This window comes from Pseudidiomarina indica, from assembly GCF_900104245.1.
Lineage (GTDB): Bacteria > Pseudomonadota > Gammaproteobacteria > Enterobacterales > Alteromonadaceae > Pseudidiomarina > Pseudidiomarina indica.
The window spans coordinates 354,563-375,747 of record NZ_FMXN01000001.1; the positions used below are offsets into that span (position 1 = coordinate 354,563).

At 50.0% G+C, this 21,185-nt stretch carries 16 protein-coding genes and 2 pseudogenes; 15 read left to right on the plus strand and 3 right to left on the minus strand.

The features are described from left to right. The first annotated feature begins 1 nt into the window (after position 1). On the plus strand, positions 2–850 hold the full coding sequence (locus BLP64_RS01645) for an EamA family transporter (protein ID WP_092591069.1): 849 nt from the start codon (positions 2–4) through the stop codon (positions 848–850). Here BLP64_RS01645 and BLP64_RS01650 read toward each other — a convergent pair. Beyond that, positions 847–2,025: an acetyl-CoA C-acyltransferase gene (locus tag BLP64_RS01650; protein ID WP_176754878.1), complete on the minus strand. Its 1,179-nt coding sequence runs from the start codon at positions 2,023–2,025 to the stop codon at positions 847–849. The genes BLP64_RS01645 and BLP64_RS01650 overlap by 4 nt on opposite strands. Before the next feature lie 154 nt (positions 2,026–2,179). Here BLP64_RS01650 and BLP64_RS01655 point away from each other — a divergent pair, with 154 nt between their 5' ends. The 10 genes from BLP64_RS01655 to BLP64_RS01700 all read left to right on the plus strand — a co-directional run bounded on the left by BLP64_RS01655 (position 2,180) and on the right by BLP64_RS01700 (position 15,443). Continuing rightward, complete coding sequence (locus BLP64_RS01655) at positions 2,180–2,611, plus strand: MerR family transcriptional regulator (RefSeq protein WP_092591073.1); 432 nt, start codon at positions 2,180–2,182, stop codon at positions 2,609–2,611. Beyond that, positions 2,608–3,777 (plus strand): isovaleryl-CoA dehydrogenase, encoded by a 1,170-nt coding sequence (locus tag BLP64_RS01660; RefSeq protein ID WP_092591075.1) that lies wholly within the window; start codon positions 2,608–2,610, stop codon positions 3,775–3,777. The genes BLP64_RS01655 and BLP64_RS01660 overlap by 4 nt, the downstream gene beginning before the upstream one ends. Positions 3,778–3,809: 32 nt before the next feature. Further along, positions 3,810–5,417, plus strand: a complete 1,608-nt coding sequence (locus tag BLP64_RS01665) for a carboxyl transferase domain-containing protein (RefSeq protein WP_092591077.1) — start codon at positions 3,810–3,812, stop codon at positions 5,415–5,417. A gap of 9 nt (positions 5,418–5,426) precedes the next feature. Further along, the gene (locus BLP64_RS01670) at positions 5,427–6,218 is read left to right on the plus strand and encodes an enoyl-CoA hydratase-related protein (protein WP_092591079.1); all 792 of its coding nucleotides are present in this window, start codon (positions 5,427–5,429) and stop codon (positions 6,216–6,218) included. A 9-nt stretch (positions 6,219–6,227) separates the two neighbouring features. Beyond that, complete coding sequence (gene accC, locus BLP64_RS01675) at positions 6,228–8,183, plus strand: acetyl-CoA carboxylase biotin carboxylase subunit (RefSeq protein WP_092591081.1); 1,956 nt, start codon at positions 6,228–6,230, stop codon at positions 8,181–8,183. A 9-nt stretch (positions 8,184–8,192) separates the two neighbouring features. Further along, entirely contained in the window at positions 8,193–9,104 is a 912-nt protein-coding gene (locus tag BLP64_RS01680; RefSeq protein ID WP_092591083.1) for a hydroxymethylglutaryl-CoA lyase, read from the plus strand. Then, complete coding sequence (locus BLP64_RS01685) at positions 9,101–11,044, plus strand: acetoacetate--CoA ligase (protein WP_092591085.1); 1,944 nt, start codon at positions 9,101–9,103, stop codon at positions 11,042–11,044. The genes BLP64_RS01680 and BLP64_RS01685 overlap by 4 nt, the downstream gene beginning before the upstream one ends. 11 nt (positions 11,045–11,055) lie before the next feature. Further along, positions 11,056–13,269, plus strand: coding sequence for a putative bifunctional diguanylate cyclase/phosphodiesterase (locus BLP64_RS01690; protein WP_092591087.1), 2,214 nt, complete (start codon positions 11,056–11,058; stop codon positions 13,267–13,269). A 3-nt stretch (positions 13,270–13,272) separates the two neighbouring features. Next, positions 13,273–14,916 carry an electron transfer flavoprotein-ubiquinone oxidoreductase gene (locus BLP64_RS01695; RefSeq protein ID WP_092591089.1) on the plus strand — a complete coding sequence of 548 codons (1,644 nt, stop codon included), beginning with the start codon at positions 13,273–13,275 and terminating at the stop codon, positions 14,914–14,916. A gap of 116 nt (positions 14,917–15,032) precedes the next feature. Continuing rightward, positions 15,033–15,443 carry an H-NS family histone-like protein gene (locus BLP64_RS01700; protein ID WP_092591090.1) on the plus strand — a complete coding sequence of 137 codons (411 nt, stop codon included), beginning with the start codon at positions 15,033–15,035 and terminating at the stop codon, positions 15,441–15,443. Between the two features lie 166 nt (positions 15,444–15,609). On the opposite strand, the gene BLP64_RS01705 is transcribed toward BLP64_RS01700, so the two are convergent. Beyond that, a complete protein-coding gene (locus tag BLP64_RS01705; protein WP_092591092.1) occupies positions 15,610–16,254 on the minus strand; it encodes a hypothetical protein in 645 nt (214 codons plus the stop codon). Positions 16,255–16,474: 220 nt separating this feature from the next. Here BLP64_RS01705 and tsaA point away from each other — a divergent pair, with 220 nt between their 5' ends. After that, positions 16,475–17,188, plus strand: coding sequence for a tRNA (N6-threonylcarbamoyladenosine(37)-N6)-methyltransferase TrmO (gene tsaA / locus BLP64_RS01710; RefSeq protein WP_092591094.1), 714 nt, complete (start codon positions 16,475–16,477; stop codon positions 17,186–17,188). An 86-nt stretch (positions 17,189–17,274) separates the two neighbouring features. Then, positions 17,275–18,984, plus strand: coding sequence for a proline--tRNA ligase (locus tag BLP64_RS01715; protein WP_092591096.1), 1,710 nt, complete (start codon positions 17,275–17,277; stop codon positions 18,982–18,984). Positions 18,985–19,046: 62 nt separating this feature from the next. Here the strand turns inward: BLP64_RS01715 and gpt are convergent. Continuing rightward, positions 19,047–19,427 (minus strand): annotated as a pseudogene (gpt, locus tag BLP64_RS01720) (xanthine phosphoribosyltransferase); the annotation flags it as partial. Between the two features lie 299 nt (positions 19,428–19,726). Here gpt and sul2 point away from each other — a divergent pair. Beyond that, positions 19,727–20,542, plus strand: a complete 816-nt coding sequence (gene sul2, locus BLP64_RS01730) for a sulfonamide-resistant dihydropteroate synthase Sul2 (RefSeq protein ID WP_001043260.1) — start codon at positions 19,727–19,729, stop codon at positions 20,540–20,542. Positions 20,543–20,628: 86 nt separating this feature from the next. Further along, a pseudogene (gene glmM, locus BLP64_RS01735) lies at positions 20,629–20,871 on the plus strand (phosphoglucosamine mutase); the annotation flags it as partial. Between the last annotated feature and the right edge of the window lie 314 nt (positions 20,872–21,185).

The window sequence follows — 21,185 nt, forward strand, 5'->3', positions numbered from 1 at the left end:
CATGTGGATTTTATGGGCCGTTACAGCCTTGTGGGCCGCCAGTTTCTCACTTATCGGTGAGTTTCTCAGTGGCTATGTCGATGGCTACATTGCCGTGTTTATCCGTATGGTACTTGCCATGCTGCTATTCTTACCCTGCTGGCGCCCCGCTCGTCTTTCGATTCGACAACATGGCTTGCTGGGTGCCATCGGTGCCTTACAAATTGGGGTAATGTACTTATTTCTCTACCACGCATTCCTTTATTTGACAGTGCCGGAAGTCTTACTCTTTACCATTTTCACTCCGTTTTATATTACGCTGCTGGATGACTGGCTTTTTCAGCGACGGCGTCTGCCTTGGCAATGGTGGCTGGCGACCATCATTGCTATATTCGGGGCCGCAGTGATTCGCTACGACGCCTTAAGTGATTCCTTTCTTACAGGATTCTTTCTGATCCAAGCGGCCAACCTATGTTTTGCCGCCGGCCAAGTGTTCTACAAACACATGGAACTCGGCAACCAACGCAATCAATTGCATCTGTTTGCGTCATTTTTCTTAGGCGCCACCCTAATTACGGGAATCGCCACCCTGTGTTTTGCCAACTTCCAACACGTCCCCAGCAACTCACTGCAATGGGGAATTTTACTCTGGCTCGGGCTCGGCGCTTCGGGCCTTGGTTACCTCGCTTGGAACCTGGGTGCCAAACAAGTGAATGTGGCCCAGTTGGCCACCATGAATAACATGCTGATTCCCGCCGGGCTCATTATCAACTATGTCTTCTGGGGCCAAGCAGTCGCTTGGGACCGCTTGGCCCTTGGTGGTAGTATTCTGCTGTTCTCCGTTTGGTTGGCCTCGCGCCGGGTGCGCTAAACCAGCTCAACGGCAACAGCAACGGCTTCTCCGCCACCAATACACAACGAGGTAATGCCACGCTTCAGCTGACGCTGTTGCAACGCATGAATCAAGGTCACCAGGAGTCGGGCACCACTTGCACCAATTGGATGCCCCAAAGCACACGCCCCGCCATGCACGTTGACGCGCTCATGGGGCAATTGCATTTCTTGCATCGCTAACATGGTGACCATGGCAAAGGCTTCGTTGATTTCCCACAAGTCCACATCACTGGTTTGCCACTGTGCTTGTTGCAGTACTTTTTGCATGGCCCCAATAGGTGCCACAGTAAACTCAGCAGGCGCTTGAGAATGGGTGGCATGTCCGACAATGCGCGCCAGCGGGGTAATTCCTTGGGCTTGCGCATCACTTTCACGCATTAAGATCAACGCCGCCGCCCCATCAGAAATAGAACTTGAGTTCGCAGCGGTAATGGTGCCATTCGCGGCAAAAGCTGGTCGTAAGCTCGGAATTTTCTCCGGCATGGCTTTACCCGGCTGTTCATCTTCGCTGACCGTGACCTCCCCTTTACGGGTTGCATAGGTCACAGGAACAATCTCTTGCTGAAATAACCCGTCCCGAATAGCCGTTTGGGCACGAGTCAATGATGCCAGAGCAAACTCATCCATGGCTTCACGTGTTAACCCGTACGCATCGGCGGTGGTTTGGGCATAAGTGCCCATGGCTTTGCCTTCATAGGCATCTTCTAACCCATCGAGCATCATGTGGTCATAGATTTGATCATGTCCCATGCGGAAACCAGCCCGCGCTTTTTTCAACAAATACGGCGCATTGGTCATGCTTTCCATTCCGCCAGCGACCACCGCATAGCCTGACCCAGCGCGTAAGATATCCGTGGCTAACATCACTGCTTTGAGACCGGAACCGCATACTTTATTAATGGTGGTTGCCCCAACCTGCTGGGGGAGTTCGGCGAACAATGCTGCTTGACGTGCGGGTGCTTGGCCCAAGCCTGCCGGTAACACGTTTCCCATAATGACTTCACTTAAATCCGTACCCGCAAGCCCACTTTGAGCAAGCGCAGCTTGAATCGCGACGGCACCTAAACGAGGTGCGCTCACATCGGCTAACACGCCTTGGAACCCGCCCATTGGGGTACGTTTTGCAGCAACGATGACCACAGCATCTGACATAATAATTCCTCTTTGCTTATCGTTCTTCTTCTCGTTCTTACTCGTCGTTAACCCCTGTTTAATGCATCACAGCGGGGGTTTTAACGCGGTTACCTTTACGTTAACGTAAACTTGGTTTAAGCTTAGCGCCCTCAGCCATGACAAGCAAGTGAAAATGACGACACAACCAACAACTTATAGCATCGGCGAACTGGCCCGTGAGTTTGACATTACCACGCGCAGTATTCGCTTTTATGAAGACCAAGGGCTCTTGGCGCCTCAGCGCCAAGGGCAAACTCGTCTTTACACCAATAAAGACCGCGTACGACTGAAGCTGATTTTACGCGGCAAACGACTGGGCTTTTCGCTCGCCGAAACGAAAAACTTGTTCGACCTGTACGACATGGAAAACAGCAGCGAGCGCCAGTTACGTACCGTTTTAGCCTTGATTGACGATAAGAAACTGTCGCTCAAGCAACAACTGGAAGACATTAAGGTATTGCTCGTTGAACTCAATAACCTCGAAGAGCGATGCCGTGACGAATTAGCTGAAATTGAAGCCAGCCAGGCGGCAAATCAGTCCTTGCCAAATCAGGAGTCTCTATGATCAGTCACTATACTCAACTCAATTTCGGTCTTGGCGAAACCGCCGACATGATCCGGGAAACGGTCAATGCGTTTGCGCGGGATGAAATTGCTCCACGTGCCGCCCAAATTGATGAAAGCAACGAATTCCCTGCCGATTTATGGCGTAAAATGGGTGATCTGGGTTTACTCGGCATGACCGTCCCAGAAGAGTTTGGTGGGTCCGGCTTAGGGTATCTTGAGCATGTGATTGCCATGGAAGAAATCAGCCGTGCTTCCGCCTCCGTTGGCCTAAGTTACGGCGCACACTCTAATTTATGTGTGAATCAAATTGCGCGTAACGGCACTCTTGCTCAGAAACAAAAATACTTGCCCAAATTATGTTCCGGCGAACACGTAGGGGCGCTCGCCATGAGCGAGCCGAATGCTGGTTCTGACGTGGTTAGCATGAAGCTAAAAGCGGAACGTCATGGCGATCATTATCTGCTCAACGGCAACAAAATGTGGATCACCAATGGTCCGGATGCCGATGTGCTGGTGGTTTACGCAAAAACCAATCCCGATCAACATTCCCGTGGAATCACCGCATTTATTATTGAACGTGATTTTCCTGGCTTCAGTACCGCACAAAAACTCGATAAATTGGGCATGCGCGGCTCCAATACCTGTGAATTAGTCTTTGAAAATTGCCGCGTTCCGGTTGAGAACGTGCTCGGTGAAGTGGATCAAGGCGTGGCCGTGTTGATGAGTGGCCTCGATTATGAACGAGTGGTGTTGTCAGCAGGCCCCTGCGGTATTATGCAAGCCTGTTTAGACGTGGTGGTGCCTTATATTCATGACCGTAAGCAATTTGGCCAAGCCATTGGTGAATTCCAACTGGTACAAGGGAAAGTTGCGGACATGTACACCCGCGCCAACGCAGCTCGGGCCTATGTCTATGCAGTGGCGCAGTCCTGTGATCGGGGCGAAACCACGCGCAAAGACGCTGCAGGTGCCATTCTATTTGCCGCTGAGCTAGCCACCCAATTGGCCTTGGATGCCATTCAGTTGCTGGGGGGCAATGGCTACATTAACGAATACCCCACTGGACGCCTCTTACGCGATGCGAAACTCTATGAAATTGGCGCTGGCACTTCGGAAATTAGACGCATGCTCATTGGGCGTGAACTCTTTCACGAATCAGCTTAGTATGGCGTAACTTAGACTAAAGGAGTCACACCGTGGCGGTTTTGACCAGCACCATTAACCCCAAAGATGAAACGTTTATTACTAACCAGCAAGCAATGCAGAGCATTGTTGACGATCTCTACGCGAAAGTTGCCCAAATTAAACAAGGTGGCGGTGCAAAATACCAAGAACGTCATCTTGCGCGTGGCAAATTGTTGGTTCGGCAACGCATTGAAAAATTACTGGACCCAGGCTCGCCATTTTTAGAGATCGGCCAATTTGCAGCCTGGGACTGTTACGACGACGAGGTGCCTGCAGCCGGCTTAATCGCAGGCATTGGGCAGGTAGAAGGCGTGCAATGCATGATTGTTGCTAACGATGCGACCGTCAAGGGCGGAACCTACTACCCGCTCACCGTGAAAAAGCATTTACGCGCCCAAGAAATTGCCGAACGTTGTCAATTGCCCTGCATTTATTTAGTCGATTCTGGGGGCGCCAACTTACCGCGGCAAGATGAAGTCTTCCCTGATCGCGATCACTTTGGCCGTATTTTCTTTAACCAAGCGATTATGTCGTCCAAAGGCATTCCACAAATTGCCGTGGTGATGGGGCTGTGTACGGCAGGTGGTGCTTATGTTCCTGCCATGGCTGATGAGAGCATCATCGTGAAAGAACAGGGCACGATATTTTTAGCCGGTCCCCCGCTCGTGAAAGCTGCCACCGGTGAAGAAGTGACTGCTGAGGAATTAGGTGGTGCGGATGTGCATACTCGTATTTCAGGAGTGGCCGACCATTATGCTCACAATGATGAACATGCCCTTGCCCTGGCACGTCGCTCCATTGCTCGACTGAATTATCAAAGTGCGCAGTCGATTCCGCAACACCCGGTACAACCGCCCCGCTACGATGCTCATGAAATTTATGGCATTGTGGGCACTGACTTACGCAAGCCCTTCGATGTTCGAGAAGTCATTGCACGCATTGTCGATGATTCCGACTTCGATGAGTTTAAACAGAATTATGGCGCCACCCTCGTCACTGGATTTGCCCGCATTCATGGCTACCCAGTCGGGATCGTTGCCAACAATGGTATTTTATTCTCTGAATCCGCCCAAAAAGGGGCGCATTTTATTGAGTTGTGTGCCCAGCGTAAAATTCCCTTAGTGTTTCTACAAAATATCACCGGCTTTATGGTGGGGAAAAAGTATGAAGCCGAAGGCATTGCCAAGCATGGCGCCAAAATGGTCACCGCCGTCAGTTGTGCCCAAGTGCCCAAATTCACCGTATTAATCGGGGGCAGTTACGGCGCGGGTAACTACGGTATGTGTGGGCGCGCCTATGACCCCACGTTGATGTTTATGTGGCCCAATGCTCGTATTTCCGTCATGGGGGGCGAACAGGCCGCTGGCGTCATGGCTCAAGTGACCAAAGATAACTTGGCACGTCAGGGGCAAACCATGTCAGCGGAAGAAGAACAGCAACTCAAGCAGCCCATTATTGATACCTATGAAAAGCAAGGGCATCCGTACTATGCATCGGCTCGCTTGTGGGATGACGGCATCATCGATCCTGCGCAAACCAGAACTGTGCTCGGACTAAGTTTAGCTGCGGCTGCGAATGCGCCCATCGCTGACACTCAATTTGGCGTATTTCGGATGTAAGGACTCCTTATGAACTTTACAAGCATTCAATACACCATGACCGATTCCATTGCTTATCTCACGCTTAATCGGCCTGAGGTTCATAATGCATTTGATGACGTGATGATCAGTGAGATTTTGGCCGCGCTGGCGGAAGTACGTGGCAACGCTGCCATTCGTGCCTTGGTGTTGCAAGCCAATGGCAAAAGCTTCTCTGCCGGAGCCGACCTTGCCTGGATGCGTTCCATGGCGGCCAAAGACTATGCTGAAAATATCGCGGACGCGACCCAGCTGTCACGGCTCATGCAGGAGTTGGACGAGCTTCCTATCCCAACCATTGCGCTGGTGCAAGGAGCCGCATTCGGCGGCGCTGTTGGGCTGATTGCTTGTTGTGATCTCGCGTTCGCCACCAGCAACAGTAGTTTTTGTTTGAGCGAAGTTAAAATCGGTTTAATTCCGGCCGTGATCAGTCCCTACGTGATGCGAGCGATGGGCACCCGCCAAGCGCGTCGCTACATGCTCACAGCGGAACGTTTTGATGCACATACAGCCCAGCAGGTAGGGTTGATCCATCAGGTCGTCGATTCATTCACCGAAACCTTAACTCCTCTGCTGCAACAGCTGTTAGGGAATAGTCCAGCAGCAATGGCGGCAGCGAAAGCTCTCGCCTTGCAGGTGGACCAGCAGCCATTAGTGGCAGCAACCCGACAATTCACGATCGAGCAGATTGCTGCCATTCGGGTATCGAGCGAAGGTCAAGAAGGTTTAACTGCATTTTTAGAAAAGCGTCCACCTCAATGGACCCTAAAATCGTCAACTTAAGGAACGGCAATGTTGCGCAAACTGCTAATTGCTAACCGCGGTGAAATTGCTTGCCGCATTATTCGTACTGCTCGTGAACTCGGTATTCGCACGGTAGCGGTGTATTCCGATGCCGACCGTCATGCGCAGCATGTTCAACTGGCTGATGAAAGTATTTATATCGGGCCGGCACCGAGCGCTGAAAGCTATTTAGTGATCGATAAGATCATTGCTGCCGCCCAACAAACCGGCGCCGATGCCATTCACCCCGGCTATGGCTTCCTCTCCGAAAATGAGGACTTTGCCGATGCCTGCGCACGTCATCAAATCATTTTTGTAGGGCCACCCACCAGTGCCATCGCGGCAATGGGCTCAAAAAGTGCCGCCAAAGCCATTATGGAAGAAGCCGGTGTCCCGCTCGTACCAGGCTACCATGGTGCCGACCAAAGCCCGGCTCGCTTACGCCAAGCAGCCGAAGAAATTGGGTATCCGGTGATGTTAAAAGCGGCCTATGGTGGGGGCGGCAAAGGCATGCGGATCATTGCGTCTGCGGCAGAATTTGATGCCGCATTGGAGTCTGCTAAGCGGGAAGCACAGGCTGCGTTTGGCAATGACAAAATGTTGCTGGAGAAATATCTAAAAAACCCGCGCCACGTTGAAATTCAAGTGTTCTGTGACGAACACGGTAACGCTGTTTACCTTGCTGAACGTGACTGTTCGGTCCAACGCCGCCATCAAAAAGTCATTGAGGAAGCGCCGGCTCCAACTCTAGCGAGCTCTACCCGGGTTGCGATGGGTGAAGCTGCGGTTCGCGCCGCTCAGGCCATTGATTATGTTGGGGCAGGAACCGTCGAGTTTCTGCTCGATACTAATAATCAATTCTATTTTATGGAAATGAACACGCGGCTCCAAGTGGAACACCCGGTGACCGAAATGGTTACCGGACAAGACTTAGTCGCGTGGCAATTAATGATCGCTAGCGGTGAGCCTTTGCCGTTAGCCCAAGACCAAATCATGGTCCATGGGCATGCCTTTGAAGCACGCATTTATGCGGAAGACCCAGACCACGATTTTCTGCCAAGTACCGGAACCCTTTCGCTGTTACAGCCCCCCGCTACCTCGGCACACATTCGCATTGATAGCGGCGTCATCGAGGGCGACGAAGTCAGTTCCTATTATGACCCCATGATCGCAAAGCTCATTGTGTGGGGAGAGAATCGGACCGTGGCACTGAGCCGATTAATTCGAGCTTTGAATGATTATCGCATTGCTGGCGTGCGTACCAACATCGATTTTCTACGCCGAATTGCTGGACATAAAAAGTTCATGCAGGCCGAGTTAACCACTCATTTTATCGAGCGTTATCATGCTGACTTATTCCCGATTTTAACACCGGAAGTGATCACTGATTACGCCATTATGGCCACCTTGGCGGAACATCATGAGGTTGTTACAAGTAACAGCCCATGGCAAACAGAACGTGCATTTCGTCTCAATGAGCCACGCCAAATCGTCCAGCAGTATCATTATCAAGATCAACTCCTGGCTATCGAGCTCACCGCCACTGAGCAAACTTGGTATCATGCGCCCAGTAAGACCCATTGGCAGGTTGAATCCCACCAAGGGCACTGGTACTTCAGCAAACATGGCCATCGCCGCCAAGCGCATATTTTAGCGACCAGCGCTGAAATTGGCGTGATGACGGAGCACGCACAAGTGCGCTTCCTCCGTTATCAAGTGGCATTAGACCAAGGGACCACGACATCAGCTGGCGGCTTAACCGCGCCCATGAACGGCACCATCGTGCAAGTATTAGTAAAACCGGGAGACCAGGTGACCGCGGAGCAACCTTTAGTTATTATGGAAGCGATGAAGATGGAATATACCATTCGCGCGCCGCAAGCTGGCCTGGTTGATCAAGTTTATTATCAAGCCGGTGACTTGGTCAGCGATGGCGCTGAACTGATTCGTTTAACAGAGGAATAACCGACTGCTATGGCATTGCCGCATCAGGTCAAGATCGTTGAAGTTGGACCGCGCGACGGGTTGCAAAATGAGCAAGCCGTTCCCCTTGCTGCCAAAATCGAGTTGGTCCATGCTCTGGCTCAAGCGGGGCTGCAAGTGATCGAAACAGGAGCCTTCGTCAGCCCCAAATGGGTGCCGCAAATGGCTGATAGTGCCGCAGTATTCAGTGGCATTGAACGAACTCCTGGCGTCACTTACGCAGCCTTGACCCCTAATTTACAAGGCTTTCAAGCAGCGATGGCAGTACAAGCCGATGAAGTCGCAGTTTTTGCTGCAGCCTCGGAGGCGTTTAGCCAAGCCAATATTAATTGCAGTATTGAAGCAAGCTTTGAGCGTTTTATGCCGGTCATTGAAGCCGCGCAAGCGAATCACATTCGGGTGCGCGGCTATGTCAGCTGTGTGCTCGGTTGCCCCTATCAAGGGGACGTCCCCATTGCTGACGTGGTCCGTGTTGCTGAACAACTTTGGCGCATGGGCTGCTATGAGATTTCTTTAGGTGACACCATTGGTGTGGGCACTCCCTTGCAGGCACAACGCATGCTGGGTGCTGTGGCTGAACGTGTTCCTATGGAGAATCTCGCCTTACACTTCCATAATACCTATGGTCAAGCACTGGCAAATATTGCCAGCTGCTTACCACTTGGCGTTGCCACCATCGATAGCGCCGTCGCCGGTTTAGGGGGATGCCCTTATGCCAAAGGCGCAAGTGGTAACGTCGCCACCGAAGATGTGGTATACATGCTTCACGGGATGGGTATCCAGACCGGCATTCAACTTAATCAACTCGTTCAAGCAGGCGCTGCGATTTGTACGCACCTTGGTCAGAGGCCGCGTTCTAATGTTGCAATAGCAGAGCTTGCCAAACAGGATCGGACACCATGACTACCGCTATTATGTGGCAACCAACTCCAGATCAAATAGCTGCAGCACGCATGACTGATTTCATGCAAACCATCAACCGTCAGTTCAATACAAACCTTGCAACTTACGCACAGCTGCACGAGTGGTCTGTCACTCACAGTGAAGAATTTTGGCAAAGTATTTGGGACTATTTTGACATTATTGGTGACCCTGGCGCGCGGGTTGTGAGCAATCCCGAACAACTCCCAGGAGCCAGCTGGTTTCCTGATGCACAGCTAAACTTTGCCGAGAACCTCTTGCGCTATCAGGACGATCATGTGGCGCTTATTTTCCGCGGCGAAAATGGCGCTCGTGATCAGTTTACCTACGCGGAGCTACGCACCGAAGTGGCGGCGATGGCCGCGGCGATGAAGCGCCAAGGAATTGGTCCCGGCGATCGGGTTGCTGCCATGGTGCCAAACTGTGCTGAGGCCGTGATTGCCATGTTAGCGACCGCCAGCCTAGGGGCAATTTGGTCCAGCTGCTCCCCTGATTTTGGGGTGCAAGGCGTGATCGATCGGTTTGGTCAAATTGAACCGAAACTCTTTATCACGATTGATGGCTATTTCTACAATGGCAAACAGCTCGATATCACCGAAAAGGTTTTGGCGATTCGGGCCCAACTGCCAACAGTGGAACAAACCATCATTGTCGATTTTATTGGTTTTAACTACGAGTTCGACGCCCAGTCCTGCGCTTGGGATGACTTCCTTGACCGTTCAGTGACCACCCTTGAATTTACCCCCATGCCATTTAATGCACCGCTATACATTATGTTTAGTTCGGGTACCACAGGGGTTCCAAAGTGTATCGTGCATGGTGCGGGGGGAACCTTACTACAACATGTAAAAGAGCATGGTCTCCACACCAACATTACTCGTGAGGATGTATTCTTCTATTTCACCACCTGTGGTTGGATGATGTGGAACTGGCTCATTTCTGGGCTTGCTCAAGGCGCCACCTTAGTGCTCTTTGACGGGTCGCCCTTTTATCCATCGCCGGAAGCCTTATGGTTGGTGGCAGAAGAAGAGCAAATTACCGTGTTTGGAACCAGCGCCAAATACCTGTCGGCACTCGAAAAAGAAAATTATCGCCCCAAACACGAACATGAACTCCCAGCACTGCGCACCATCCTGACCACTGGGTCCGTGTTACCGCCTGAAAGCTTTGATTTTGTTTATCGGGACATCAAAACTGATGTGTGCTTGTCCTCCATTTCCGGTGGCACCGATATTGTTTCGTGTTTTGCCTTAGGAAACCCGATTCTGCCCGTGCACCGCGGTGAGCTGCAAAGCAGAGGATTAGGGTTAGATGTGCAAGTATTTGACGATAACGGTGACATCCTGATGCACGACAAAGGTGAGTTGGTTTGTCGCAACAGTTTCCCCTGTATGCCCATTGGCTTTTGGAATGACGCCGATGGCAGTAAGTATCGGAGTGCTTATTTCGACCGTTTCCCGAACACTTGGGCCCACGGTGACTATGCAGAAATCACTCCCCATGATGGCATTATTATCTATGGTCGCTCCGACGCTGTCCTTAATCCAGGTGGCGTGCGCATCGGCACCGCAGAAATCTATCGACAAGTCGAGAAAATAGAAAGCGTGTTAGAAAGTATCGCCATTGGTCAACGTTGGCAGAATGACGAGCGTGTGGTGCTCTTTGTTCGCTTACGTGAAGGACGTGTCTTAGATGATGCCTTGCGCCAACATATCCGCCAGGTGATTCGAACGCATACCACCCCTCGCCATGTGCCCGCAGTCATTGCGCAAGTCACCGATATTCCACGCACTATTAGTGGCAAAATTGTGGAACTCGCGGTGCGTCAAGTGGTGCATGGGGAAACAGTGAAAAACACCGATGCGCTCGCTAACCCCGAAGCGCTTGAGCAATTTCGCAATCGTCCCGAACTGCAAGTTTAGAGTAGATTGCGATGAAGAATTGGCGAGCGGCAGCCATCACTGCGGTTATTGGTCTGGTGTTAACGATAACCGCAACGTACCTTCTTGAACAGCATGACCACCGGCGTATTTCTGAGCGGATTCAAGCCGATGCGCAAAGCTTAGAAGCAAATCTGCGCAGTAATATCATCCGCTTACTCTATGCCGGGGAATTGGCAGGTGAATTACTCAAAACCTCGACGTCATCGCCGGCAACCCAGTTAGCGCAATTGCGCCAAGCCATTGCGCCCTATTACCCTGCGATCCATCGAATCGTGATGTTTGATCATGAGTTTAAACTCATCGAACAGTATAACTTAAGTACCGACACGCTATTGGCCATCGAACGGTTTGATGCACCGCCTTTTGAACTGGCGCGATTAGAAGAACTGCTGGTCAGCACACTCCTTACTCAGGCTTTCAACTTATCGCCTGATCCCCACGATATGGCGTTATTTCTAGCAATTGAGCACCAACAGCAACGTTATTATTTTGCGTTAGTGATGGATATGGAATTACTGCTCGATAGCACCATTCGCCATCACATTATTGAAGGTTATCAGATTCAAGTGACCGAAGGGGATACCCTGGTCTATCGCTTTGCTGGACAAGAAGAACAACTCAAAGAAAAGTGGCATCGTGAATTTCAAATACGGGTCGCCGACCGCTACTGGCAGTTTGTCATGTGGCCAACACCGTTGAAGTTTGCTCAGATGCATGTGATTAATGTCGCCGTAGTGCCCATTATCGGGATCCTGCTCACCCTTTGTTTTATTGGGTTGGTATTACGCTACAAGTATCAAGAACGCCAACTCGAACAGCTCCAACGGGAACAATACGAGTTAGCACAACAGTTATATCAACGAGATGAAGTTGAACAACAACTGGCGTATCTCTCTGAGCATGATGCGTTAACGGAAGTCCCCAACCGCAATGCGCTGTTACGGTTTTTAGCGGAGCGCCTGCCCGAATTAAAAGCGCAACAGATTGATTTGGTCGCGATTCAAATCAATATAGATCGCTTCAAATATATTAACCATGCACTTGGGCATAAAATTGGCGACGAACTCCTGCGTCGTATGGCGCATCGGATTCAACAATCCGATATTGAGTTTGACTTTATTGCTCGCATTGGCGGCGATGAATTTTTGGTAGTCAAGGAATGCCTGAATGGCGTTGAATTCGCCTTAACCTTAACCGAGAAAATCTTTGCGGGAACGGCTCCTGAATTCTACATTGATAACTACGAAGTGCATGCATCATTATCCCTGGGTGTCGCCTTTGCAAGTGACGCAGATTACGATGCGGACACCCTACTGCGCCATGCCGATTCAGCCTTATTAGAAGCCAAACAAGGGGATTATCGCGGGCTCAGCTTTTATCAGCGGTCGCTCCAGTCCGAACTTTCTAAACGTCAATATATCCTTGAGCAATTGCATCGAGCCGTTGAGCGCAAACACGTTGAAGTCCATTATCAACCCATTTTTGCCTTACGGCATAAAACCGTGAGTGGGTTTGAGGCGCTCATGCGTTGGCGTCAACATGACGGTGACTTTGCCCTCCCGCAAGACTTTTTGCTGCTCATTGAACATACGGGGCTGATCATTCCGCTCACTGAGCGTTTAATTCGGCACGTATTTGATGACTACCGAGAATGGCGTCAGCGTCATCACCAACAATTCACGATTCACTTTAATTTGTCGGGTAAACAGCTGGCCATTCCGGGGTTAGTCGAGCTGCTCCAAACCAATTTGCAGCGGCACAATATTCCCCCAGAATATTTATTTATTGAAATTGACGAAGATTTATATTGCCGTCATACCTCGCCAGCTAATGATATATTGCGTAAACTCAAAGCAATTGGGGTAAAAATTGGCGTGACTGCGTCAGGGCTTAACTATACCACCATGCAGGCAATTCAAGAGTGTACGCCGCATTCAATTAAAATTAGTCGCACCCTAATGAAAGATATTCCGCATAATAAAGTCCAAGCACTCATTGCGGAAACATTGATAAAATTAGGGGATGAACGGACGTTACACGTCAGTGCCGTTGGGGTTGAAACACAGCAGCAAGTTGATTTTCTACTACAGCGTGATTGTATTTATGCCCAAGGCTATTACTTGGCTCGGCCAATGCCAGCAAAAGAAATCCATGCGTTATTGGATGATCAGTCAGTGGCACCGGTCACAAATATTCAGGAGTAAATTATGCAGCGCGAAAGTATGGAATTTGATGTCGTTATTGTCGGTGCAGGTCCTGCCGGATTAAGTTGTGCCATTCGTCTTGCCCAACAAGCTCAAGAACAACAGCAAGAATGCACCATTTGTGTGGTCGAGAAAGGATCCGAAGTAGGCGCCCATATTTTATCAGGGGCCGTGTTTGAACCCCGTGCATTAAACGAATTAATTCCCGATTGGCAAGAGCGGGGTGCCCCGCTCACCACGCCGGTGGTGAAAGACGATATCATGCTATTCCGTAATGCGAACGACGCCTCTCGTTTGCCGGGCTTTATGGTGCCTAAAACGTTCCATAACCAAGGGAACTATATTACCAGTATGGGTAACCTCTGCCGCTGGCTCGCTGAGCAAGCAGAGCAACTAGGGGTTGAAATCTTCCCTGGGTTCCCTGCGGCGGATATCATTATTGAAGATGAGCAAGTCAAGGGAATCATCACCGGTGATATGGGGCTGGATCGGCATGGCGAGCCGAAGCCAAGTTTCGAACCGGGAATGGAACTGCGAGCAACCTACACTGTGTTTGCAGAAGGTTGTCGCGGTCATCTCGGCAAACGGTTACAGCAACACTTTAATTTGTCAGCAGACAAATCTCCTCAACACTATGCCATTGGCTTTAAAGAGATTTGGGATATTCCAGCGGAGCAGCATCAACCGGGATTAGTCGTACACACCACAGGGTGGCCTTTAGATGGCGATGGCACCGGTGGCGGCTATTTATATCATGCCGAAGATGGTCAAGTGTATGTTGGGTTAATTGTTGACTTGAATTATCGCAATCCTTATTTAAATCCCTTTGGCGAATTCCAAAAGTTTAAAACCCACCCTGAAATTGCCAAGGTATTAACAAATGGCAAGCGCGTCACTTATGGCGCCCGAGCAATCACCAAAGGCGGTTTTTACTCACTGCCTAAAATGACGTTTCCCGGTGGCGTGTTAGTCGGTTGTAATGCCGGCACCTTGAACTTTGCCAAAATCAAAGGGAACCATACGGCAATGAAGTCCGGCATGTTAGCTGCTGAAAGCATTTTTTCGGCCCTGCAACAAGAAACAGCACCAGCGAGTTTGGATGATTTTGCCCAACGTTTCGAACAGTCATGGCTGTACGATGAGTTATATCGCTCTCGTAATTTTGGTCCAGCTATTCATAAATTCGGAACCATGCTCGGTGGCGCTTATAACACCCTGGATCAAAACTGGTTTGGGGGCAAACTGCCATTCACCATTAAAGATGAAACACCGGACTATCAAATGCTACGTAAAGCGAGTGAATGTCAGCCTATTGAGTATCCGAAGCCTGATAATAAACTCACGTTTGATCGTTTGTCATCGGTGTTTTTATCGAATACAAACCATGAAGAAGAACAGCCTTGCCATTTAAAATTAACGGATGCTGCCATTCCATTAACCGTGAACTTGCCCCAATACGCAGAACCGGCCCAACGCTATTGTCCTGCGGGCGTTTACGAAATTGTTGAAGAAAACGGTGAGTCCGTATTTAAAGTTAATGCGCAAAACTGTATCCACTGTAAAACTTGTGATATCAAAGATCCGTCACAGAATATTACCTGGGTTACTCCGGAAGGCACCGGTGGGCCGAATTACCCGAATATGTAAATTAATTGAATTGATTTAAAACAAGAGTAATATAATAAGAATGGCTGTCTAAAACAGCCATTCTTATTTCAATTGAAAGTTATTTCATCAAAATATCCAACTTAATTAGGTCATATATGAGTGATACTTTAAAAATCTTGTTACATGAGCGTCGTCTAAAAGCTGCCGTAAAAGGATTAACGATTGCAGAGCTTGAAGCAGTGAAGGAAAAGCTTGAAAGGATCATTGATGACCGCCGCGAGGAAGAAGCGGAAATGCTAAAAATGGAAGAAGAAAAGCTTCGTAAAGTTGAAGAAGTGAAGCGTTTAATGGACGAACTCGGGGTTGGTCTTACTGAGCTTGTCGGCGAGGACGTCACTCCAGCGGTTGCAAGCACAACCAGAAAACGTGCTCCTAAGCCGCCAAAGTATGCGATCATTGATGCTCATGGAGAGCGGATCACCTGGACAGGACAAGGGCGCATGCCAAATGCTCTGAAAGCGGCGATTGAATCAGGTAAATCGTTGGAAGATTTCCTGATTAAATAATGAAGTCTTGGTGTAGGCTATTTCGCGAGACTGTAAAAGATTTTGTGTAAATGGCTAGTTGCACTGTTAAATCCGACCCTGGTACATAATCTCGAACTGCGCCATGGTCGGTTTCCAGTTGCGTATCGGCATCGTCCACTTTTTTACACAAAATCTTTATCATCAACTAATCAATTGTTAAATTAATATCACCCACTCCCGTACTAATACTAATGAGTGCGGCACCCGTTGATGAAGCACGACTTTTTGCCGTCATTAAGAAACGATTATTTTCAATTTGTCCGGTTCCTTTAATCTTACTATCCCCCACACCGACATCAGTCTTAATGGTGCCATAATCACCAAATAACTCGAGATTCACAGCACCGACTCCAACATCAATGACCATAGAACTCGTCCATAATTCACCGTCGATACTGCCCACTCCTAAATCGGTATCCAAGGATTGAATTTGAGGGACTTTAATATACCAATCCACTTTAATATCGTCGTCATTCTTAATCTTAAGCTTTAATTCGTTGCCATTTTGATGAGCCACAAGTTCAGCATCACTCACTCGTCCTTTTTTCTTAAAAAATGATGAGTCATCTTGATAAGCCCGCGCAGTCACGGAAATAACATCACCTTGTGTGCGTTCAAAATAAATGGTCCCAACTTTCACATCCAAAATGAGTTCAGTCGCTGTTGAAGCCGTATAATCAGCTTGCAAGTGCTTTTCCTCGGTCGCGTCAGCCGATAACGACCACGTTGCCATGGTGACACCTGCAATCATTCCGCAAGCAGTTCCCCACACAGTGCGTTGACGGTTCATATGATTCTCCTAGTTAGTCAATCTTGTCTTTATTCGTCAATTAACTCTGTCACTAAGAATCAAAGCAAAGATTGTGCCAATCATGATATTTACCAATAAATCAGACACTTAAATAAAACAAAAAAGAGTCAGTGCGGATTGTTTTCGTCAAACTAGCGAAAATGTGTTGAAATACACCAAGATTCGTCATTTTGTTCAAACCGAGACTGAAGCGACACTCATGCCAGACACATCCACCATTGAACCTATTGGCTATATTGAATCGCCCTTTACCGGGAAGTTTGCAGTGCCACGACAACCGGGCTTGGTCCCCGCAGCAGAAGCAAGATTGGTTCTGACGGGCAAGTATGCAGCACCAGACTGCGTCAGAGGGATCTCTGAATTTTCCCATCTTTGGGTGATTTTTCAGTTTCATCAAACCCGAGACCAAGGCTGGAAGCCACTGGTCCGACCACCTCGTCTAGGCGGTAATGAAAAACGCGGGGTATTTGCCACACGTTCCACCTTTCGACCTAACCACCTTGGGCTGTCAGTGGTGGAACTGCAGAAAGTTATTTACCACCCCCAACAAACGGTGCTCGTCGTTAAAGGGGGAGATTGGGTGAATCAAACCCCCATTATTGATATCAAACCTTATGTGCCATTCGCAGACTGTATTCCAGCGGCAACCAGTCAATGGGCACCAACGGCTCCCCCTGCGTCATTCAGTACGGTATTTACCCACCAGGCTCGACACCAGTTGGAAGAATTAAGCCTGCAGTATCCCCACCTGGAAACCCTAATCTGCCAAGTATTAGCACAAGATCCTCGCCCGGCTTATCAACATCAAGAAGCTGCAGGACGTGAATACGGAATGACTTTGTACGACATCAATATTCGCTGGTCTGTGGAGGGGCAGCAAAATCAAGTAATAAATCTGACCAAAGGCTTTTGAGAGCGGGTCACTACTGATAGAATTTAGCGTACAATTCACAAACGAACATCATAAACGAACATTTTTGCTGGAAGTTGAGGAAACACATGCGTACCAGCCAGTATTTATTAGGCACATTGAAAGAAACCCCGACTGATGCCGAAGTCATCAGTCATCAATTAATGTTACGGGCGGGCATGATTCGCCGCGTAGCAGCGGGTCTTTACACCTGGACACCGACTGGATTGCGCGTTCTGCGCAAAGTCGAACAGGTTGTTCGCGAAGAAATGAACCGTGTTGGCGCATTGGAAGTGTTAATGCCGATGGTGCAACCTGCGGATCTATGGGAAGAGTCTGGCCGCTGGCAAGATTATGGGCCTGAGCTGTTACGCTTAAAAGACCGTCACCAACGCGATTTTGTGTTAGGTCCGACCCATGAAGAAGTCATCAGTGAATTAGCGCGTAAAGAAATCAGCAGCTATAAACAATTGCCGCTGAATTTATACCAAATTCAGACCAAATTCCGTGATGAAATCCGCCCGCGTTTTGGCGTGATGCGTTCTCGCGAATTTATTATGAAAGACGCCTATTCGTTCCACTTGGACGCAGGCTGTTTGCAGCAAACTTACGATGCCATGCATGCCGCATATTGTCGTATTTTTGAACGGCTCGGTTTAGATTACCGCCCAGTGATTGCTGATACCGGCTCCATTGGCGGCAGTTATTCCCATGAGTTCCACGTATTGGCCAGCTCTGGCGAAGATGATATCGCGTTTTCGGATCAATCCAACTACGCCGCAAACGTTGAAATGGCAGAAGCAGTCGCACCTGCGATTGCCCGCCCTGCTCCCAACGCGGCCCTTGAAAAAGTCGCCACCCCCAATGCGAAAACCATTGCAGCCTTAGTTGAGCAGTTTGAGTTACCCATTGAAAGAACCGTTAAAACATTGATTGTTCATGGCCGTGAACCAGGGCAGCTGGTGGCTTTGATGGTGCGTGGTGATCATGAACTCAACGAAATTAAGGCAGCGAAACACCCGCTGGTTAGCAATCCATTAGAATTTGCCAGCGAAGAAGAAATTCGGGCAGCCATTGGCGCTGGCCCCGGCTCACTGGGTCCCGTTCACTTATCAATGCCACTAATTGTGGATCGTAGTGTGGCGGTTCTTGCAGATTTCGCAGCAGGTGCGAATGAAGATGGCTACCATTACTTTAATATCAATTGGGACCGTGATGTCACCTTACCTGAAGTCGCTGATTTACGGAATGTGGTCAATGGGGATCCCAGCCCGTGCGGCCAAGGAACTCTGCAAATTAAACGTGGTATCGAAGTCGGCCATATTTTCCAGCTAGGGAAGAAGTATTCAGAAGCGATGAAAGTGGGCGTGCTCACTGAGTCAGGTCATCACGATACCTTAATGATGGGCTGTTACGGCATCGGTATTTCTCGAATTGTGGCAGCCGCCATTGAACAAAATCATGACCAGCAAGGGATTATTTGGCCACCGGCATTAGCGCCTTTCCAAGTCGCTATTATTCCAATGAACATGCATAAATCGACCCGTGTGCAAGCTGTGGCAGAGCAATTATACGCAGCTCTCACGCAAGCCGGCATCGAGGTGTTGTTCGACGATCGCAAAGAGCGTCCTGGGGTGATGTTTGCAGATATGGAATTAATCGGTTTACCTCACCAAATCATCATCGGTGAACGGAATCTTGATGAACAATTGGTGGAATATAAGAGCCGTCGTAGTGGCGAGCGTGATACCATTAAAATCGATGAAGTGGTCAACTTTATTCAGCAGCAATTGCGCTGATAAGGCCATCATTATGCAAAACCCGAACCCTTAAAGTTCGGGTTTTTTTATTGCTGGGATTGTTAGGATTCCTCGGCCATTGGCTCGGCGTAGCTCAACTGAAGGTCCCAGGGGAAATGAATCCAGGTTTGCTGCGCCAACTCCACCACAAAGTCATCCACTAACGGCATTCCCTGGGGCTTCGCATACACCGTCATAAACTTTGCTTTAGGCAACCGTTGGCGCAAAAATTTAAGCGTATTCCCCGTATCGACTAAATCATCGATCACCAAAAACCCTTCACCATCCGCTGTGGCGCTCACGTCTTTATGCATCACCAGCTGTTGTTGGTGGGTTTGATGCTCGTATGAACTTAAGCTCACCACATCCACTAATCGCAAATTCAGTTCGCGTGCCAAAATGGCCGCTGGAACTAAACCGCCACGGCTTACGGCAATAATCCCACTCTATTGTAAACAAGACATTTTTATCTTTTATATTCAATGGCTTATTTTCCTGCTAATTGGTAATACCATGAAAAATACCATGCTCAGAAAAGGCTTAACAATATTTTGAAAAATTGCCTACTGAGCGCTGCCGCACAGCTCCATAGGCCGCTTTCCTGGCTTTGCTTCCAGATGTATGCTATTCTGCTCCTGCAGCTAATGGATCACCGCAAACAGGTTACTCGCCTGGGGATTCCCTTTCGACCCGAGCATCCGTATGAGACTCATGCTCGATTATTATTATTATAGAAGCCCCCATGAATAAATCGCTCATCATTTTCGGCATCGTCAACATAACCTCGGACAGTTTCTCCGATGGAGGCCGGTATCTGGCGCCAGACGCAGCCATTGCGCAGGCGCGTAAGCTGATGGCCGAGGGGGCAGATGTGATCGACCTCGGTCCGGCATCCAGCAATCCCGACGCCGCGCCTGTTTCGTCCGACACAGAAATCGCGCGTATCGCGCCGGTGCTGGACGCGCTCAAGGCAGATGGCATTCCCGTCTCGCTCGACAGTTATCAACCCGCGACGCAAGCCTATGCCTTGTCGCGTGGTGTGGCCTATCTCAATGATATTCGCGGTTTTCCAGACGCTGCGTTCTATCCGCAATTGGCGAAATCATCTGCCAAACTCGTCGTTATGCATTCGGTGCAAGACGGGCAGGCAGATCGGCGCGAGGCACCCGCTGGCGACATCATGGATCACATTGCGGCGTTCTTTGACGCGCGCATCGCGGCGCTGACGGGTGCCGGTATCAAACGCAACCGCCTTGTCCTTGATCCCGGCATGGGGTTTTTTCTGGGGGCTGCTCCCGAAACCTCGCTCTCGGTGCTGGCGCGGTTCGATGAATTGCGGCTGCGCTTCGATTTGCCGGTGCTTCTGTCTGTTTCGCGCAAATCCTTTCTGCGCGCGCTCACAGGCCGTGGTCCGGGGGATGTCGGGGCCGCGACACTCGCTGCAGAGCTTGCCGCCGCCGCAGGTGGAGCTGACTTCATCCGCACACACGAGCCGCGCCCCTTGCGCGACGGGCTGGCGGTATTGGCGGCGCTGAAAGAAACCGCAAGAATTCGTTAACTGCACATTCGGGATATTTCTCTATATTCGCGGTTCAGCAGGCATGTCCCCTTTGAGGGCGACCCGACGACAGGATAATCGACCTTATGGTGCGCAAATATTTCGGCACAGACGGTATTCGTGGCAAAGCCAACGAAGGCGCGATGACGGCGGAAACCGCCTTGCGCGTCGGCATGGCGGCTGGCCGTGTCTTTCGTCGCGGTGACCACCGCCATCGTGTCGTGATCGGCAAGGATACGCGCCTGTCGGGCTATATGCTTGAACCCGCGCTCACAGCCGGTTTCACCTCGATGGGCATGGACGTATTCCTTTTTGGCCCGCTGCCGACAACGTATAGGAAGAATAAACGCCCTTTTCACCCAAGTCCAACAGCTTTGGACCGCAGTTGACTCTTTCGACACCCCTGCGATGCAACCCAATCCGGCTGACGGGGAGCCAGCAACGCTGAAAATTTACCCTCCTCTTTCCCACTAGCGGCTCCTTTTCCGACAACCAGCACGGCGGATCCCTGCCGCGGCGCTGTGAACGCAGCATTTTGATTGGTATCGTTGGCCTTCAGGCTCGTCAGTCAAACAGACCCAGGAGCAGCTCAGCCGGTGGCGCCCGGCTTTCGGGTAACGCCCTGGTCCCGCTGGTTTCGGCT

Excerpts from the sequence above, each read along its gene's own strand:
- BLP64_RS01645 (WP_092591069.1), top strand. The coding sequence starts at position 2 with ATGTGGATTTTATGGGCCGTTACAGCCTTGTGGGCCGCCAGTTTCTCA.
- BLP64_RS01650 (WP_176754878.1), bottom strand. The coding sequence starts at position 2,025 with ATGTCAGATGCTGTGGTCATCGTTGCTGCAAAACGTACCCCAATGGGC.
- BLP64_RS01655 (WP_092591073.1), top strand. The coding sequence starts at position 2,180 with ATGACGACACAACCAACAACTTATAGCATCGGCGAACTGGCCCGTGAG.
- BLP64_RS01660 (WP_092591075.1), top strand. The coding sequence starts at position 2,608 with ATGATCAGTCACTATACTCAACTCAATTTCGGTCTTGGCGAAACCGCC.
- BLP64_RS01670 (WP_092591079.1), top strand. The coding sequence starts at position 5,427 with ATGAACTTTACAAGCATTCAATACACCATGACCGATTCCATTGCTTAT.
- accC (WP_092591081.1), top strand. The coding sequence starts at position 6,228 with ATGTTGCGCAAACTGCTAATTGCTAACCGCGGTGAAATTGCTTGCCGC.
- BLP64_RS01680 (WP_092591083.1), top strand. The coding sequence starts at position 8,193 with ATGGCATTGCCGCATCAGGTCAAGATCGTTGAAGTTGGACCGCGCGAC.
- BLP64_RS01685 (WP_092591085.1), top strand. The coding sequence starts at position 9,101 with ATGACTACCGCTATTATGTGGCAACCAACTCCAGATCAAATAGCTGCA.
- BLP64_RS01690 (WP_092591087.1), top strand. The coding sequence starts at position 11,056 with ATGAAGAATTGGCGAGCGGCAGCCATCACTGCGGTTATTGGTCTGGTG.
- BLP64_RS01695 (WP_092591089.1), top strand. The coding sequence starts at position 13,273 with ATGCAGCGCGAAAGTATGGAATTTGATGTCGTTATTGTCGGTGCAGGT.
- BLP64_RS01700 (WP_092591090.1), top strand. The coding sequence starts at position 15,033 with ATGAGTGATACTTTAAAAATCTTGTTACATGAGCGTCGTCTAAAAGCT.
- BLP64_RS01705 (WP_092591092.1), bottom strand. The coding sequence starts at position 16,254 with ATGAACCGTCAACGCACTGTGTGGGGAACTGCTTGCGGAATGATTGCA.
- tsaA (WP_092591094.1), top strand. The coding sequence starts at position 16,475 with ATGCCAGACACATCCACCATTGAACCTATTGGCTATATTGAATCGCCC.
- BLP64_RS01715 (WP_092591096.1), top strand. The coding sequence starts at position 17,275 with ATGCGTACCAGCCAGTATTTATTAGGCACATTGAAAGAAACCCCGACT.
- sul2 (WP_001043260.1), top strand. The coding sequence starts at position 19,727 with ATGAATAAATCGCTCATCATTTTCGGCATCGTCAACATAACCTCGGAC.